The sequence below is a fragment of the Phytopseudomonas daroniae genome, assembly GCF_004327275.1.
Classification (GTDB): domain Bacteria; phylum Pseudomonadota; class Gammaproteobacteria; order Pseudomonadales; family Pseudomonadaceae; genus Aquipseudomonas; species Aquipseudomonas daroniae.
This window is the reverse complement of sequence record NZ_QJUJ01000007.1, coordinates 39,444-52,970: the sequence shown is the minus strand read 5'-3', so window position 1 is coordinate 52,970 and position 13,527 is coordinate 39,444. Positions and strand designations below refer to the sequence as shown.

The window sequence follows — 13,527 nt, the reverse complement described above, 5'->3', positions numbered from 1 at the left end:
CCTTTCCTGGTGGAGGCCGTCTTCCACGACCAATACCAGGAGCCTGTTCTGCTATGACCACCCGCCTTCCACTACTGCTGTCTGCCGACGTGCTGGTCATCGGCGGCGGCCTGGCCGGCACCTGGGCAGCCGTTGCCGCCGCTCGTGAAGGGGCTCGGGTGGTGCTTGCGGAAAAGGGCTATTGCGGCACCAGCGGTGTGACCGCCACCGCTGGCCCCGGCCACTGGTGGGTACCGCCGGAGCAGCGTCAGGCAGCCATCGACAAACGTGTCGCGAGTGCCGCCAGGCTGGGTGATGCGGGCTGGATGGCAGGTATTCTGGAAACCACCTGGCAAACCCTGCCGAGCCTCGACCGTCTCTACGATTTTCCACGCAACGAGCACGGTGAAAAGCAGTATCGCGCCCTGCGTGGTCCGGAATACATGCGCGCCATGCGCCAACTGGCAGTGGAGCATGGCGTCACCCTGCTCGACCAGAGTCCTGCCCTGGAGCTGCTGAAGAACGATCAGGGCGAACTGGCTGGCGCTCGCGGCCTGCAACGCCAGCAACAGCGTGAATGGCAGGTGCAGGCGCCCGCCGTAGTACTCGCCACCGGTGGCTGCGCCTTCCATTCACGCCTGCTCGGCAGCCAGAACAATACCGGCGACGGCTACCTGATGGGTGTGGAAGCCGGCGCCGAACTGTCCGGCATGGAGTTCTCCAGCTACTACTGCATCGCCCCGGCCAGCAGCACCATGACCCGCTCGATGGTCTACACCTTCGGCCGCTACTTCGATGCCAGCGGCCGTGAACTGGCGATCGCCCAGGGCCCGGACTTCAACCAGTCACTGGCTCGTGCCCTGCTCGAAGGGCCGGTGTACTGCCGGCTCGACCGTATTCCAGAGGACATCCGGGCACGCCTGCCGTATGTGCAGCCGAACCTGATGCTGCCGTTCGACCGCAGCGGCATCGACCCCTACCGCGACAAGTTTCCCGTCACCCTGCACGGCGAAGGCACCATCCGTGGCGTCGGCGGTTTGCGCCTGGTCGACAGCGATTGCCAGACACGCCTGCCCGGCCTGTTCGCTGCCGGCGATGCTGCCAGTCGCGAAGCGGTGACCGGAGCGATATCCGGCGGTGGCGCAGTGAACTCCTCCTGGGCGCTGTCCTCCGGACAATGGGCTGGACGTGGCGCCGCGAACCATGCACGGCAGCACCCCGGCCATACCTCAAGCACCCACGGCACCGCACGTGTCGGGCTGTTGCCCATCGGCATCGACCGCGACGACAGCACCGAGCTGATCCGCGCGGTGCAGAACGAAATGCACCCCTACGACAAGAACCTGTTTCGCAGCGGCGAGCAGCTGCAGCGCTCGCTGAACGCGCTGGACAATGCCTGGGATCGGCTGCGCGAGCAGAGCCGTGCCAGCGATACCGGCGCCTTGCTGCGCTGGCGAGAAACGGCGGCGATGCTCGCCACCGCCCGCTGGTGCTACGGCAGCGCTCTGGCGCGCAAGGAAAGCCGCGGCATGCACCAGCGCAGCGATGCCCCGGCACAATCCACCCGCTTCGATCTGCACCTGCACAGCGGCGGGCTGGATGCGCCCTGGGTACGCCGCGTACCGCTGCCGACGAGCACCACTCCCCGTGCGGAGATACCGGCATGATCGAACTGATCCTCAGCGACCGTTGCGACGGCTGCAATCAATGTGTCGCCGCCTGCCCCAGCGACGTGCTCGCGGTCGGCGCCGATGGCACGCCCGTCATCGCCCGCCAGGCGGATTGCCAGACCTGCTTCATGTGCGAGCTGTATTGCAGCAGCGACGCCATCTACGTGCACCCCGACAGCGAACACGCCGTCACCCTCGACCCCGAGCAGATCCGCGCCAGCGGCCTGCTTGGCCAGTACCGCCGCGACTCCGGCTGGAACGAATGGGCAAATGACCCGCGTTACGCCAACCAACACTGGCGCATGGAAGAAATCTTCGCCCTTGCCCGTAGCCAAGCCACAGCCAACGAAATTTGAAGGAGACACCACATGTTGATCCGTACCCTTATCGCCAGCGTCCTCGGTAGCAGCCTGCTACTGGGTGGTTACGCCAGCGCGGCCGACCTCGAACCGCTGCGCGTCGCCAACCAGAAGTCCGGCATCAAGTTGCTGCTGCAGGCAGCAGGCGAACTGGATGACGTGCCCTATGCCATCGACTTCTCCGAATTCCCCGCCGCCGCACCGCTCGGCGAAGCGCTGAACGCCGGAGCCGTGGATATCGGCGGTCTGGGCGATGCGCCCTATGTGTTCGCTCTTGGTGCCGGGGCTCCGCTGAAGGTGGTGGAGATCATCAAGCGCGATGGTCGCTACACCACGTCGATCCTCGTGCCCAAGGACTCGCCGCTGAAGACCGTGGCGGATCTCAAGGGACAACGCATCGTCACCAACCGTGGCTCCGTCGGCCACTTCCTGGTGATCAGGGCGCTGCGCGAAGCGGGCCTGAAAACCTCTGACGTGACCTTCGTCAACCTGCTGCCCACCGATGCACGCAGTGCTCTGGAAAGCGGCGCAGCGGATGCCTGGTCGACCTGGGATCCCTACACCACCATCGCCATTACCCAGAATGACGCACGCATTCTGCGCGACAGCAACGACCTGCTCACCAACCATTTCTACCTGGCCGCCACACAGAAAGCCGTCGATGGTAAACGCCCGCAACTGGAAGACTTCGTCAAGCGCGTGGAGCGTGCCTTTCTCTGGGCCAACGACAATCACCAGGCCTATGCCGAAGCCCAGGCTCGGGTAACGGGCCTGCCGGTCGCGGTGCATCTGGAGTCCGTCCAGGAAACCACCCACTCGCGCGCCGAGATCACCGATGAGGTCATCAGCAACCTGCAGCAGGTCTCGGACATCTACCTGGAAGAAGGCGTACTGACCCGCGCCGTGGATGTATCCCAGGGCTTCGACCCGAGCTTCAACGCCGCCCGCGCCGAACAACCGGGCAAAGCGGTTGCCCAGGCGCAACCTCAGTAAACCGACAGGAGAAACTTCCATGAGCAAACGACAGATCAAGCTCGGTGCCATGATTCATGGCGTTGGCCACGGCTGGGGCGAGTGGCGCCATCCTAACGCCCTGGCCGATGCCAGCGTGAACTTCGGCTACTACAAGCAGCAGGCCAAGCTGGCCGAGGGCGCCAAGTTCGACTTCGCCTTCATCGCCGACAGCCTGCATATCCACGCCAAGTCCAGCCCGCACTACCTCAACCGCTTCGAGCCGCTGACCATCCTCTCGGCGCTGGCTGCGGTCACGGAAAACATCGGCCTGGTGGCGACCGTCACGGTCAGCTACACCGAGCCGTTCCAGGTGGCGCGCCAGTTCGCTTCCCTCGACCACATCAGCGGCGGCCGCGCCGGCTGGAACGTGGTCACCTCGTGGCTCTCCGGCACCGCCGACAACTTCGGCAAGGCCGAGCATCCGCCGCATGCCGTGCGTTATCGGATCGCCCGCGAGCACGTGAACGTGGTCAAGGGCCTCTGGGATTCCTGGGAAGACGACGCCTTCACCCGCGACAAGGAAAGCGGCGAATTCTTCGACCCGGACAAGCTGCATACCCTCGATCACCAGGGCGAGTTCTTCAAGGTCAAGGGCCCGCTCAACATCCAGCGCTCACGCCAGGGCCAGCCGCTGATTTTCCAGGCCGGCACCTCCGACGACGGCCGCAACTTCGCCGCGCAAAACGCCGATGCGATCTTCGTCAGCCCCGAATCGTTCGCCGAGGCGCGGGCCTACTACCAGGATCTCAAACAGCGCGCCGCCAAGGCCGGACGCAACCCGGACGAGCTGTTCATCCTGCCCGGCATCCGCCCGATCATCGGCCGCGATGCCGAGGAAGTGGAAAGCCGCTACCAGCAGGCCGTCGACCTGGTCAGCATCGAAGACGCCATCGTCGCCCTCGGCCGGCCGTTCAACGACTACGACTTCTCCGGCCATGAGCTGGATGCGCCCTTCCCCGACCTCGGCGACCTGGGCAGCAACAGCCACAAGGGCGCCTCGGATCGCATCAAGCAACAGGCCCGCGAAGAGCACCTGACCCTGCGCGAAGTGGCCCTGCGCTTCTCGCGGCCACGGCGCGATTTCGTCGGCACCCCGGAAGAGGTGGCCAACGCCCTGCGGGACTGGTTCGAGGACGGCGCCGCCGACGGCTTCATCGTCAACTCGCTGCTGCCCGACGGCCTGGAGTACTTCACCGAATACGTGGCGCCGCTGCTACAAGCGCGGGGCCTGCTGCGCCGCGAATACCAGGGCCAGACCCTGCGTGACAACTTCGGTCTCGCGGTGCCCGCCAACCGCAATACCCTGCGTCGCACACAAGGAGCAGTGGCATGAGCGAATCCCTGAACGGTCTGCTGGCCGAGCTGCATGCCGAGCGCGTGCGCACCTGGGCGCCCGAGGCGCTGAAAGTGAACATCGACCAGCGCCAGAAACTGGTCGACGAGGCGCGCCATGAAACCTTCGTCAAAGCCGGCGACAGCGTCGCGCCGTTCGAGCTGCTCAAGGTCGAAGGCGGCACCCTGAGCCTCGAACAACTGGTCGCCAACGGCCCGGCGGTGCTGGTGTTCTTCCGCTTCGCCGGCTGCCCGGCGTGCAACATCGCCATCCCCTACTACGAGCGCAACCTGCAGCCGGCGCTGCGCGAACGCGGCGTGCCGCTGCTGGCGGTGAGCCCGCAGGTGCCGGAGCGCCTGGTCGAGATCAAGGACAGGCACAACCTCAGCCTGCAGGTGGCCAGCGACAGGGACAACGCCCTGGCCAGGCGCTTCGGTGTGCTCTACGAATTCGACCAGGCCTCGCGCCAGGCGTCGCTGGCCAAGGGGCCGGGCATCGGCGAAGTCACCGGCACCGGTACCTGGGAACTGCCGCAACCGACCGTGGTGGTGATCGGCAGCGACCGCCGCGTGCACTTCGCCGAAGTCAGCCCGGACTGGCTGGTACGCAGCGAGGCGCAGCCGATCATCGATGCGGTGGATACCCTGCTCGAGCAACAAAACCTTCTGACCAAAAGCGCCTAGACAGGCACGACAGCAGCTACCAGCCGGGAACGCTGGCGCACCACAGACAGGATTCCAGTCACCCACCACGAGCCTGCGCCAAGCGCCCACAGGCTCGCGGGAGACTTCTTTTACTCAGTGAAGGAAGTTGTAGATGAATGCGTTCCCCCTCGCTCGACCGGGCAGATACTCGCCCACGCTTCTCGGCCTGCTGATCTGCAGCATGGCCAGCCAACTGCAGGCTGCCGAGTCGGACACCGTGCTCGGCACGGTGTCGGTGATCTCTACCGGCAACCGCAGCAACACCCTGACCGTGGCCGACAGCCCCTCGCCCATCGACATCATCAGCGGCGAGCAGATCCGCAAGACCGGCAAGGCCAGCCTGCGCGAGGCCCTCGGTCGTATCGTGCCGTCGTTCAGCGCCCCCGCCCAGGCCGGCGGCGGCACCTCGTCGTCGGTGCGGCCAGTGTCGATCCGCGGCCTGTCCGGCGACCACCTGCTGGTGCTGGTCAACGGCAAGCGCCGGCACAACACCGCCGTCTACAACAACTTCGCCCGTATCGCCAGCGGCAGCGTACCGGTGGATCTCGACCTGATCCCCACCTCGGCCATCGAGCGTATCGAACTGCTGCGCGACGGCGCCTCGGCGCAATACGGCTCGGACGCCATCGCCGGGGTGCTGAATATCATCCTCAAGAGTCAGGACAGCGGCGGCAGCGCCAGCCTGACCCTCGGCCAGCAGGAAGACAAACCCGGCGACCTGACCCAGACCGGCCTCAACAGCGGCTTCGCCCTGGGCGACAACGGTGGCTTCTTCAACGCCTCGCTGGATATCCGCCTGCAAGGCCCGTCCTATGCCGCCGGCGATGCCCAGGGGCCGTGGTACTACCCGGTACTGGACGGTGAATCGGTGCCCTTCGGCACCCCCGGTGCGCAAGCCGATCCCCGCGAGGGCTCGGTGGATCGGCTGCTGGAGAAAGGCTATGGCCGCTCCAACCGCGACGAGGTCTACAACCTCTCGTACAACGCCGAACTGCCCATCCACGATGCCCTGACGCTGTATTCGTTTTCCACCTACAGCGACCGCAGCATCGTCGATACCCGCGGCAGCTTCCGCGCCACCAGCCTGTCGTCGATCCCGGAGATCTACCCGGACGGCTTTCACGCCCAGCGCCTGATCGACGAGAAGGACTTCCAGCTCGCCTTCGGCGGCAAGGGCGATGTCGCCGGCTGGGGCTACGACCTGAGCACCACCTACGGCAAGGACGACGTGCGCCTCGGTGCGCAGAACACCCTCAACGCCTCCCTCGGCCCGGCGAGCAAGACCTCGTTCTACCTCGGTGCCCTGGAGTTCGAACAGTGGACGAGCAACCTGGATTTCACCCGCCCGTTCGAGATCGGCCTGGCCAAGCCGTTGCAGCTGTCGGCAGGCATCGAGCACCGCTGGGAGCAATACCTGCAGACCGCAGGCGAGCCGGACTCCTACCGCGATGGCGGCTATGTCTACCCGGTTGGTCACCCGCGCGCGGGGCAGAGCCCCCTCGCCGGCCTACAATCCTTCACTGGCACCTCGGTGGCCGATGCCGGCTCGCTGGATCGCGACAGCTACGCCTTCTACATCGATGCCGGCACCCACCTGACCGAACGCCTGTACACCAGCGCCGCATTCCGCTTCGAGCATTACGACGACAGCTCCGGCAACACCGCCAGTGGCAAGCTGTCCACCCGTTACGAACTGGCCCCGGGCCTGGCCTTGCGCGGCACTTTCAACACCGGTTTTCGCGCGCCGTCGCTGGCCCAGCAGACCTTCTCGGTCACCCAGAACACCAGCGTGCGCCTGGCCGATGGCACTACCCAGAGCCTGCTCGCACGCTACCTGCCACCCAGCAGCGTTGCCGCCCAGGCACTGGGCGCCAAGGATCTGCAGCCGGAGAAGTCGACCAACTTCAGCATCGGGGTTTCCTGGGAGCCGACGCGCAATGCCCGCATCACCCTCGACGCCTACCGCATCGAAATCAAGGACCGCATCGTCAAGAGCGAGATCATTCGCGACAGCGGCACCTCCACGGTGATCCGCGACACCCTCGCCTCCCTCGGCATCAACGACCTGTACTCGGCGCAGTACAACATGAACGGCGTCGACACCCGTACCGACGGCGTCGACCTGGTCAGCGAACTGCACAGCGATCACGGCCATTTCGGCCAGGTGCGCTGGTCGGCGCTGTACAGCTACAACCGCACCAGCATCCGCGATATCAAGCAGAACGATACGGTCAGCAACCTGCTCGGCAGCGACTATGTGATCTTCGGCCACCAGGCGCAAACCGACCTGACCCAGGGTAGCCCGCGCGACAAACTGGTATTGGGCAGCAACTGGCGCATCGGCGACTTCATCACCGACCTGCAACTGACGCGCTACGGCAAGTACACCGAAGCCGGCATCGCCGCCTCGGCCGACCAGCAGTTCGGCGCCAAGTGGGTCACCGACCTCGACGTCACCTATCTGCTCAGCGACAACCTGTCGCTCTCGGTCGGTTCCAACAACCTGTTCGGCGTACGCCCTGACAGGCAGACCCCAACCCCAACGGTTACCGGCCTGGGCACAGCCAACCCCACCGAGATCAACAACCCGGACGAATACGGCGCATTCAGCCCGTACGGCCTCAACGGCGCGTTCTATTACGCGCGCCTTTCCTACGACTGGTAACAAAAAGAGGACAGCACCATGCCCGCAGAAAACGTCGTCGCACTCACCGAAACCCTCAAGGTCACCCCGCTGGAGCCGACCGTCGGCGCCGAAATAAGCGGTGTAGACCTGAGCAAGCCACTCTCCCCGCTGCAGCGGGACGAGATTCACACCCTGCTGCTCAGGCACAAGGTGATTTTCTTCCGCGAACAGCACATCAGCAGCGAACAGCAGATCGCCTTCGCCGCTCAGTTCGGCGAGTTGTATGAGCACCCGACCACCCAGAAGCAGGACAGCAACAAGCCCCAGGCGCACCTGATTCTCGCCAGCCAGGCCAAGGAAGCCTACGGCGATGCGCGCAAGGGTCGCTGGCACACCGACACCAGCTGGATGCTCAAGCCTACCTACGGTGCGGTGCTACGTGCCGTATCGCTGCCAGAACTGGGCGGCGACACCGTGTGGGCCGACGCCGGCCTGGTCTACCGCGGCCTGTCCGACGAACTCAAGGCACGTATCGACAACCTCTACATTACCCACAACTTCAAATCCTCGCTGGACAGGGTCGGCTATCACTACCCGATCCTCGCCCACCCGCTGGTACGCACCCATCCGGAAACCGGCGAAGACGCCCTCTTCATCAACTTCTCCATGTCGCCCCAGGTGATCGGCTGGTCGGTCGAGGAAAGCCGTGCCCTGGTCGCCGAGCTGCTCAAGGAATTCAGCAACCCGGAGTACCAGGTGCGCTTCAAATGGACACCGGGCACCATCGCCTTCTGGGACAACCGTGCCCTGCTGCATTACCCGGTCTACAACTACGGCGACTTCGACCGGGTGATGGAACGCGTACTGATCGCCGATGACGATATCCCCCACCGTGTGCGCAAGCAGGCGGCGGTCTGATGGCACGGCAACTGCACCTGGCGCTGTTCGTCAGCCATGCCGGCTCGCACCTGGCGGGCTGGCGTCTGCCCCAGGCCGAAGTCGGCAATGCCCTGGATATCCGTTATTACCAACGCCTCGCCGAACAGGCCGAAGCGGCCAAACTGGACATGCTGTTCGTCGCCGACAAACTGGCCCTGGACGACATCCACGGCGGCTCGTTCGATGCTGCGGTGACCTGGCGCCCCAGCGGTTCGCCGGAACCGCTGGCACTGCTGTCGGCGCTCAGTGTGCTGACCTCGCACATCGGCCTGGGCGCCACGGTGTCCACCAGCTATCACCAGCCGTTCCATGTCGCCCGCCAGTTCGCCACCCTGGATCACTTCAGCGGTGGCCGCGCGGCGTGGAACGCGGTGACTTCGGTGAACGACGGCGAAGCGCGCAACTTCGGCCTCGAGCAGCACCTTGGCCATGCCGAACGCTACACCAAGGCCGCCGAATTCCTCGATGTGGTGCGCACCCTCTGGGACACCTGGGAAGACGATGCCCTGCTGGTCGACAAGGCCAGCGGCCGCTATGCCGATGCCAGCAAGTTGCATTACGCCGATCACCAGGGGGACTGGTTCAAGGTGCGCGGCCCGCTCAACCTGCCACGCCCACCGCAAGGTCATCCGGTGCTGATCCAGGCCGGCGTGTCGTCGGCGTTTCAATCCCTGGCCGCGCGCAATGCCGAGGTGGTCTTCCCGGTGCAATCGACGCTGGAAAAGGCCAAGGCGTTCTACCGCGAATTCAAGGCGCAGGTGGTCGCCGCCGGGCGCCAGGTCGACGACGTCAAGGTGCTGCCCGGTCTCTACCCGATCATCGCCGACACCGACGAACAGGCGCAGGCACTGGCCAATGAGCTGGACGAACTGATCCTGCCGATCGCCGGCCTGGCCTTCATGTCGGCGAGCATGAACTACGACCTTGCCCAGCATGATCCCAAGGCACCGGTACCGGATATCCGTGCGCACATCCGCGGCAGCAAGGGTCGCTTCGATGGGGTGATCGGCAACGCCATCGAAGCCGGCTGGACGCTGGAACAGCTCGGCCGCTGGTACGCCTCCAGCCTGGCCTTCGCCAAGTTCATCGGCTCGCCACAGACGGTCGCCGAGCAGATGCAGCAATGGCTGGAACAAGACGCCGCCGACGGCTTCGTGATCATGCCGCCGTACATGCCCGGTGGCGCCGAACGCTTCCTCGAACAGGTAGTACCGGAGCTGCAACGGCGTGGAATCTTCCGCCGCGAGTATCAGGGCAGCACGCTGCGTGAACACCTGGGCCTGCGCTCACCGAGCTCGTCCCACTCTCCATCCATAAGCAACACCAGGAGCACACCGTGAGCCAATCCCATGGCCAATTGAAACTCGGCCTGCTGTTCAATGCGCCTGGCAATGACCCGGCCAGCACCAGCGCCGATGAGCGGAACCAGGCCCGGCAGACCGGTCTGGCGCACTACATCGAAACCACCCTGGCGATGGAGCGAGCCAGGTTCGACTTCGTCATGGTCGCCGACGTTGCCTTCCAGGAAACCGCCCACCCACAGGTACCGCGCCCCGAGCCGATCACCCTGTTCGCGGCTCTGGCCGGTGTTACCCGGCACATCGGCCTGGTGCCCACGGTATCGACCACCTTCACCGCGCCGTTCAACCTGGCCCGGCAGATGCTATCGCTGGACAACCTCAGCGGCGGCCGGGCGGCCTGGAACGTAGTGACCTCCAGCGCCGGCGAGCGCAACTTCGGCAACCAGCCGCTGCCCCTGCACAGCGAACGTTACCGTCGCGCCCTGGAGCACGTCGAGGTGGTGCGCAAACTCTGGGACTCTTGGCAGGACGATGCGCTGGTCAACGACCACGGCCGGCACATCGCCGTGGACGCCGGGCGCATTCACCGCATCGCTCACCAGGGCGAGTTCTATCAAGTCGAAGGGCCACTGAATCTATCCCGTTCGCCCCAGGGCCATCCGGTGCTGTTCCAGGCTGGCTCGTCCGCCGACGGCAAGGCCTTTGCCGCTCATTTCGCCGAGGCCATCTATACCGCTCAGCACAGCATTGCCGAGGGCAAGCGGTTCTACGACGATCTCAAGAGCCAGGTGCGCCACTTGGGCCGCGATCCGGCGCACATCAATATCCTGCCCGGCCTGAGCACGGTGATCGCCGATTCGGACGAAGCCGCCCGGCGCCTCAACGAGCAGATCCTCGACAACCTCGGCCCGCAAGCCCTCGATGCCCTGGCCAAGCAGCTTGGCGGCATCGACCTCAGCGACCTGGAGCCGCACCACACCATTCCAGCCGAGCGCCTGCCCGCAGTGCTGTCGGTCGAGGGCCGGCAGAGCCGCTACGAGGTGTTCCGCCAGCACGCCGTGGAACAACGCTGGACGCTGCGCCAACTACTGGAACTGCAGGCCGGCTCGGCTGGCCATGGACGCATCGTCGGCAGCCCCGAGCGAGTCGCCGATCACATCGAACGCTGGTTCCTCCAGGGCGCGGCCGACGGTTTCATCGTCATGCCCGGCCAGGGTCTGGAGGGCGCTCTGATTTTCGCCGAACAGGTGGTGCCGATCCTTCAGCGCCGTGGCCTGTTTCGCAACGAGTACCAGACCGACACCCTGCGCGGCCATCTGGGTCTGCCCATTCCTCGCAGCCGCTACAACCGCGATACCGAGCTCGCTGATCAGAAAGCTGGTGTTCCCGCGCAAAGCGCCCAGTGACTCATCGCCCTACCAATACGCCCCATAACCAGAAAGAGCCCTTGCATGCACACCTATACGCAGTCTGCGAGCCTTGCCCGCAAGCACCTGGCCGTGTCGATCAGCGCCGCTCTCATGAGTCTGATCTCCCACGGTTCGGCCAATGCCGCCAGCACCACATCGACAGAAGATGAAAACACCACCCTTGAAACCGTGGTGATCGAGCAGAAAAAACTCACCCCCACTGCAGAGGCCGAGACTCGGCTGCGCAACATTCCCGGCGGCGCCAGTGTGGTCAGTGGCGAGGAGCTGGAGAAAGGTCGCGCCGCGCCCCAGGACATCTTCGCCTATCAACCGGGCGTATTCGTACAGAATGTCGGTGGCAACGACGGCATCCACGTCTCCATCCGTGGTTCGGGCATTCTCTCCAACGTCGGCAACATGCCGCTGGGCATCAAGTACCTGGTCGACGGCCTGCCGTTGACCGGCCCAGGTGGCGCCTCTTACGAACTGTTCGAGCCGCTGGGCCTGGATCACACCGAAGTACTGCGAGGCGCCAACGCCTTCGAATACGGTGCACTTTCTCTCGGCGGTGCGGTGAACTTCGTCAGCCGCAGCGGCTACACCGCGCCCGGCACCCGCCTGCACCTGGAAGGCGGCAGTTTCGGCTATCACAAGTCGCAGATCGCCACCGGCGGCGTGATCGGCGATGCCGACTACTACATCAACATCACCGAATCGCGGCGCGACGGCTTCCAGGAACAGACCTTCAAGAAATCCGAAGGCTTCAGCTCCAACTTCGGCTACCGCTTCAATCCTAACCTGGAGAGCCGCGTGTTCCTGCGCTATCGCGAGGAATACCACGAAGCCTCCGGCGCACTGACCCGCACGCAATTACGCGACGACCGCAAGCAGACCAGCGCCGCCTTTCGCATCGGCCGCAACCTGGTCGACAAGTACGGCTCGCTCCAAGTCGGCAGCCGCACCACCTGGCAGATCGACGATACCTCCAGCCTGGAATTCGGCGTCGGTTACTACAAGATGCCGCAGCGTCTGAATACCTATAGCGCCGCACCCAGTTCTTCGGACTACCGTGACCTGAGCGCCACCGTGCGCTACCAGCGCAACGACGAACTGTTCGGCCTGGACAGCGAAACCACCCTCGGCTGGTTCCAGACCCGGCAGACCACTGGCCGTACCGACACCTACCGCCGCAACACCGACGGAACGCTGACGCGCACCAAGTACAACCGCTACAAGGGCTCGCTGGACAACGTCTTCGCCCTGGGCAATACCCTTAGCCTGACCCCCGATGTGAAGCTGCTCAGCGGCCTGTCGGCGATCCAGGTCAAACGCGACGTGTCCATCGAACAGAGCGCGGCGCCGATCAACACCGGCCAGTCCGGCGATGTGGATTACGACAAATGGAGCCTGGCGCCGCGCCTGGGCGTGACCTGGCAGGCCACCCCCGAACTTCAGTTGTTTGCCAACGTCAGTCGCTCGCTGAACCCGGCCGCTACCTGGCAATACTCTCCTTCGACCTACGCCACCAACCTCAACTACGTCAAACCGCTGGTGGATCAGAAGGCCAATACCGTGGAGTTCGGCCTGCGCGCCACCGGCGAAGGCTACGATGCCAGCCTGGCTATCTACCGCGCCTGGGTGAAGGACGAACTGCTGACCGTCGAACTGGCCCCGGCGACCGGCACCAGCGCCGCCCTGACCAGCGCTTTCAACGGTAGCCCGACCATCCACCAGGGCATCGAGGCAGGGCTGACCAACACCCTTTGGGCCAACGCCGGCGACCAGATTCTGCTGCGCCAGGCCTACACGTTCAACGACTTCCACTTCCGTGACGACAGCGTGTTCGGCAGCAATCAGTTGCCCGGCGTGCCGCGCCACTATTACCAGGCCGAGTTGCGTTACGAGCAGGCCAGTGGTTTCTCCGCCGGGCTCAACCTGACCGCCGCCTCGAGCTACTACGTGGACTTCGCCAATACCTTCAAGGCCAGCGGCTACGCCCTGCTCGGTGCGCGCCTGGGCTATGCGCCGAGCAAGCAATGGTCGTTGCTCCTCGACTTGACCAACCTCACCGACAAGACCTACGCCTCCGGCACCGCCACCGTCTACAACGCCCAGGGCAACGACGTGGCGGTGTTCTACCCCGGCGATGGCCGTGCGGCCGTGGCTGGCGTGAACTACACCTTTTGAGCGTAA

General features: G+C 64.9%; 10 protein-coding genes. All 10 read left to right on the top strand.

What is annotated here, in order from left to right:
• Positions 1-53 precede the first annotated feature (53 nt).
• The 10 genes from DNK10_RS16725 (at position 54) to DNK10_RS16680 (ending at position 13,521) form a co-directional block, all read left to right on the top strand.
• Positions 54-1,646, top strand: coding sequence for an FAD-dependent oxidoreductase (locus DNK10_RS16725; RefSeq protein WP_131192332.1), 1,593 nt, complete (start codon positions 54-56; stop codon positions 1,644-1,646).
• Positions 1,643-2,005: a 4Fe-4S dicluster domain-containing protein gene (locus tag DNK10_RS16720; protein WP_131181485.1), complete on the top strand. Its 363-nt coding sequence runs from the start codon at positions 1,643-1,645 to the stop codon at positions 2,003-2,005. The genes DNK10_RS16725 and DNK10_RS16720 overlap by 4 nt, the downstream gene beginning before the upstream one ends.
• A gap of 12 nt (positions 2,006-2,017) precedes the next feature.
• The gene (locus tag DNK10_RS16715; RefSeq protein WP_131192331.1) at positions 2,018-3,001 is read left to right on the top strand and encodes an ABC transporter substrate-binding protein; all 984 of its coding nucleotides are present in this window, start codon (positions 2,018-2,020) and stop codon (positions 2,999-3,001) included.
• Between the two features lie 19 nt (positions 3,002-3,020).
• Entirely contained in the window at positions 3,021-4,355 is a 1,335-nt protein-coding gene (locus DNK10_RS16710) for an LLM class flavin-dependent oxidoreductase (protein ID WP_131192330.1), read from the top strand.
• The gene (locus DNK10_RS16705) at positions 4,352-5,038 is read left to right on the top strand and encodes a peroxiredoxin-like family protein (protein ID WP_131192329.1); all 687 of its coding nucleotides are present in this window, start codon (positions 4,352-4,354) and stop codon (positions 5,036-5,038) included. The genes DNK10_RS16710 and DNK10_RS16705 overlap by 4 nt, the downstream gene beginning before the upstream one ends.
• Before the next feature lie 133 nt (positions 5,039-5,171).
• Positions 5,172-7,724, top strand: a complete 2,553-nt coding sequence (locus tag DNK10_RS16700; RefSeq protein ID WP_131192328.1) for a TonB-dependent receptor plug domain-containing protein — start codon at positions 5,172-5,174, stop codon at positions 7,722-7,724.
• Between the two features lie 18 nt (positions 7,725-7,742).
• The gene (locus DNK10_RS16695; protein ID WP_131192327.1) at positions 7,743-8,603 is read left to right on the top strand and encodes a TauD/TfdA dioxygenase family protein; all 861 of its coding nucleotides are present in this window, start codon (positions 7,743-7,745) and stop codon (positions 8,601-8,603) included.
• Positions 8,603-9,964 (top strand): LLM class flavin-dependent oxidoreductase, encoded by a 1,362-nt coding sequence (locus tag DNK10_RS16690; protein WP_208738832.1) that lies wholly within the window; start codon positions 8,603-8,605, stop codon positions 9,962-9,964. The genes DNK10_RS16695 and DNK10_RS16690 overlap by 1 nt, the downstream gene beginning before the upstream one ends.
• The gene (locus tag DNK10_RS16685) at positions 9,961-11,331 is read left to right on the top strand and encodes an NtaA/DmoA family FMN-dependent monooxygenase (RefSeq protein ID WP_131192326.1); all 1,371 of its coding nucleotides are present in this window, start codon (positions 9,961-9,963) and stop codon (positions 11,329-11,331) included. Before DNK10_RS16690 ends, DNK10_RS16685 begins: the two co-directional genes overlap by 4 nt.
• 45 nt (positions 11,332-11,376) lie before the next feature.
• Positions 11,377-13,521 carry a TonB-dependent receptor family protein gene (locus DNK10_RS16680; RefSeq protein ID WP_242674719.1) on the top strand — a complete coding sequence of 715 codons (2,145 nt, stop codon included), beginning with the start codon at positions 11,377-11,379 and terminating at the stop codon, positions 13,519-13,521.
• Positions 13,522-13,527: the final 6 nt, after the last annotated feature.

Bases quoted from the DNA above. Each gene is read 5' to 3' on its own strand.
- DNK10_RS16725 (WP_131192332.1), top strand. From the start codon at position 54: ATGACCACCCGCCTTCCACTACTGCTGTCTGCCGACGTGCTGGTCATC.
- DNK10_RS16720 (WP_131181485.1), top strand. From the start codon at position 1,643: ATGATCGAACTGATCCTCAGCGACCGTTGCGACGGCTGCAATCAATGT.
- DNK10_RS16715 (WP_131192331.1), top strand. From the start codon at position 2,018: ATGTTGATCCGTACCCTTATCGCCAGCGTCCTCGGTAGCAGCCTGCTA.
- DNK10_RS16710 (WP_131192330.1), top strand. From the start codon at position 3,021: ATGAGCAAACGACAGATCAAGCTCGGTGCCATGATTCATGGCGTTGGC.
- DNK10_RS16705 (WP_131192329.1), top strand. From the start codon at position 4,352: ATGAGCGAATCCCTGAACGGTCTGCTGGCCGAGCTGCATGCCGAGCGC.
- DNK10_RS16700 (WP_131192328.1), top strand. From the start codon at position 5,172: ATGAATGCGTTCCCCCTCGCTCGACCGGGCAGATACTCGCCCACGCTT.
- DNK10_RS16695 (WP_131192327.1), top strand. From the start codon at position 7,743: ATGCCCGCAGAAAACGTCGTCGCACTCACCGAAACCCTCAAGGTCACC.
- DNK10_RS16690 (WP_208738832.1), top strand. From the start codon at position 8,603: ATGGCACGGCAACTGCACCTGGCGCTGTTCGTCAGCCATGCCGGCTCG.
- DNK10_RS16680 (WP_242674719.1), top strand. From the start codon at position 11,377: ATGCACACCTATACGCAGTCTGCGAGCCTTGCCCGCAAGCACCTGGCC.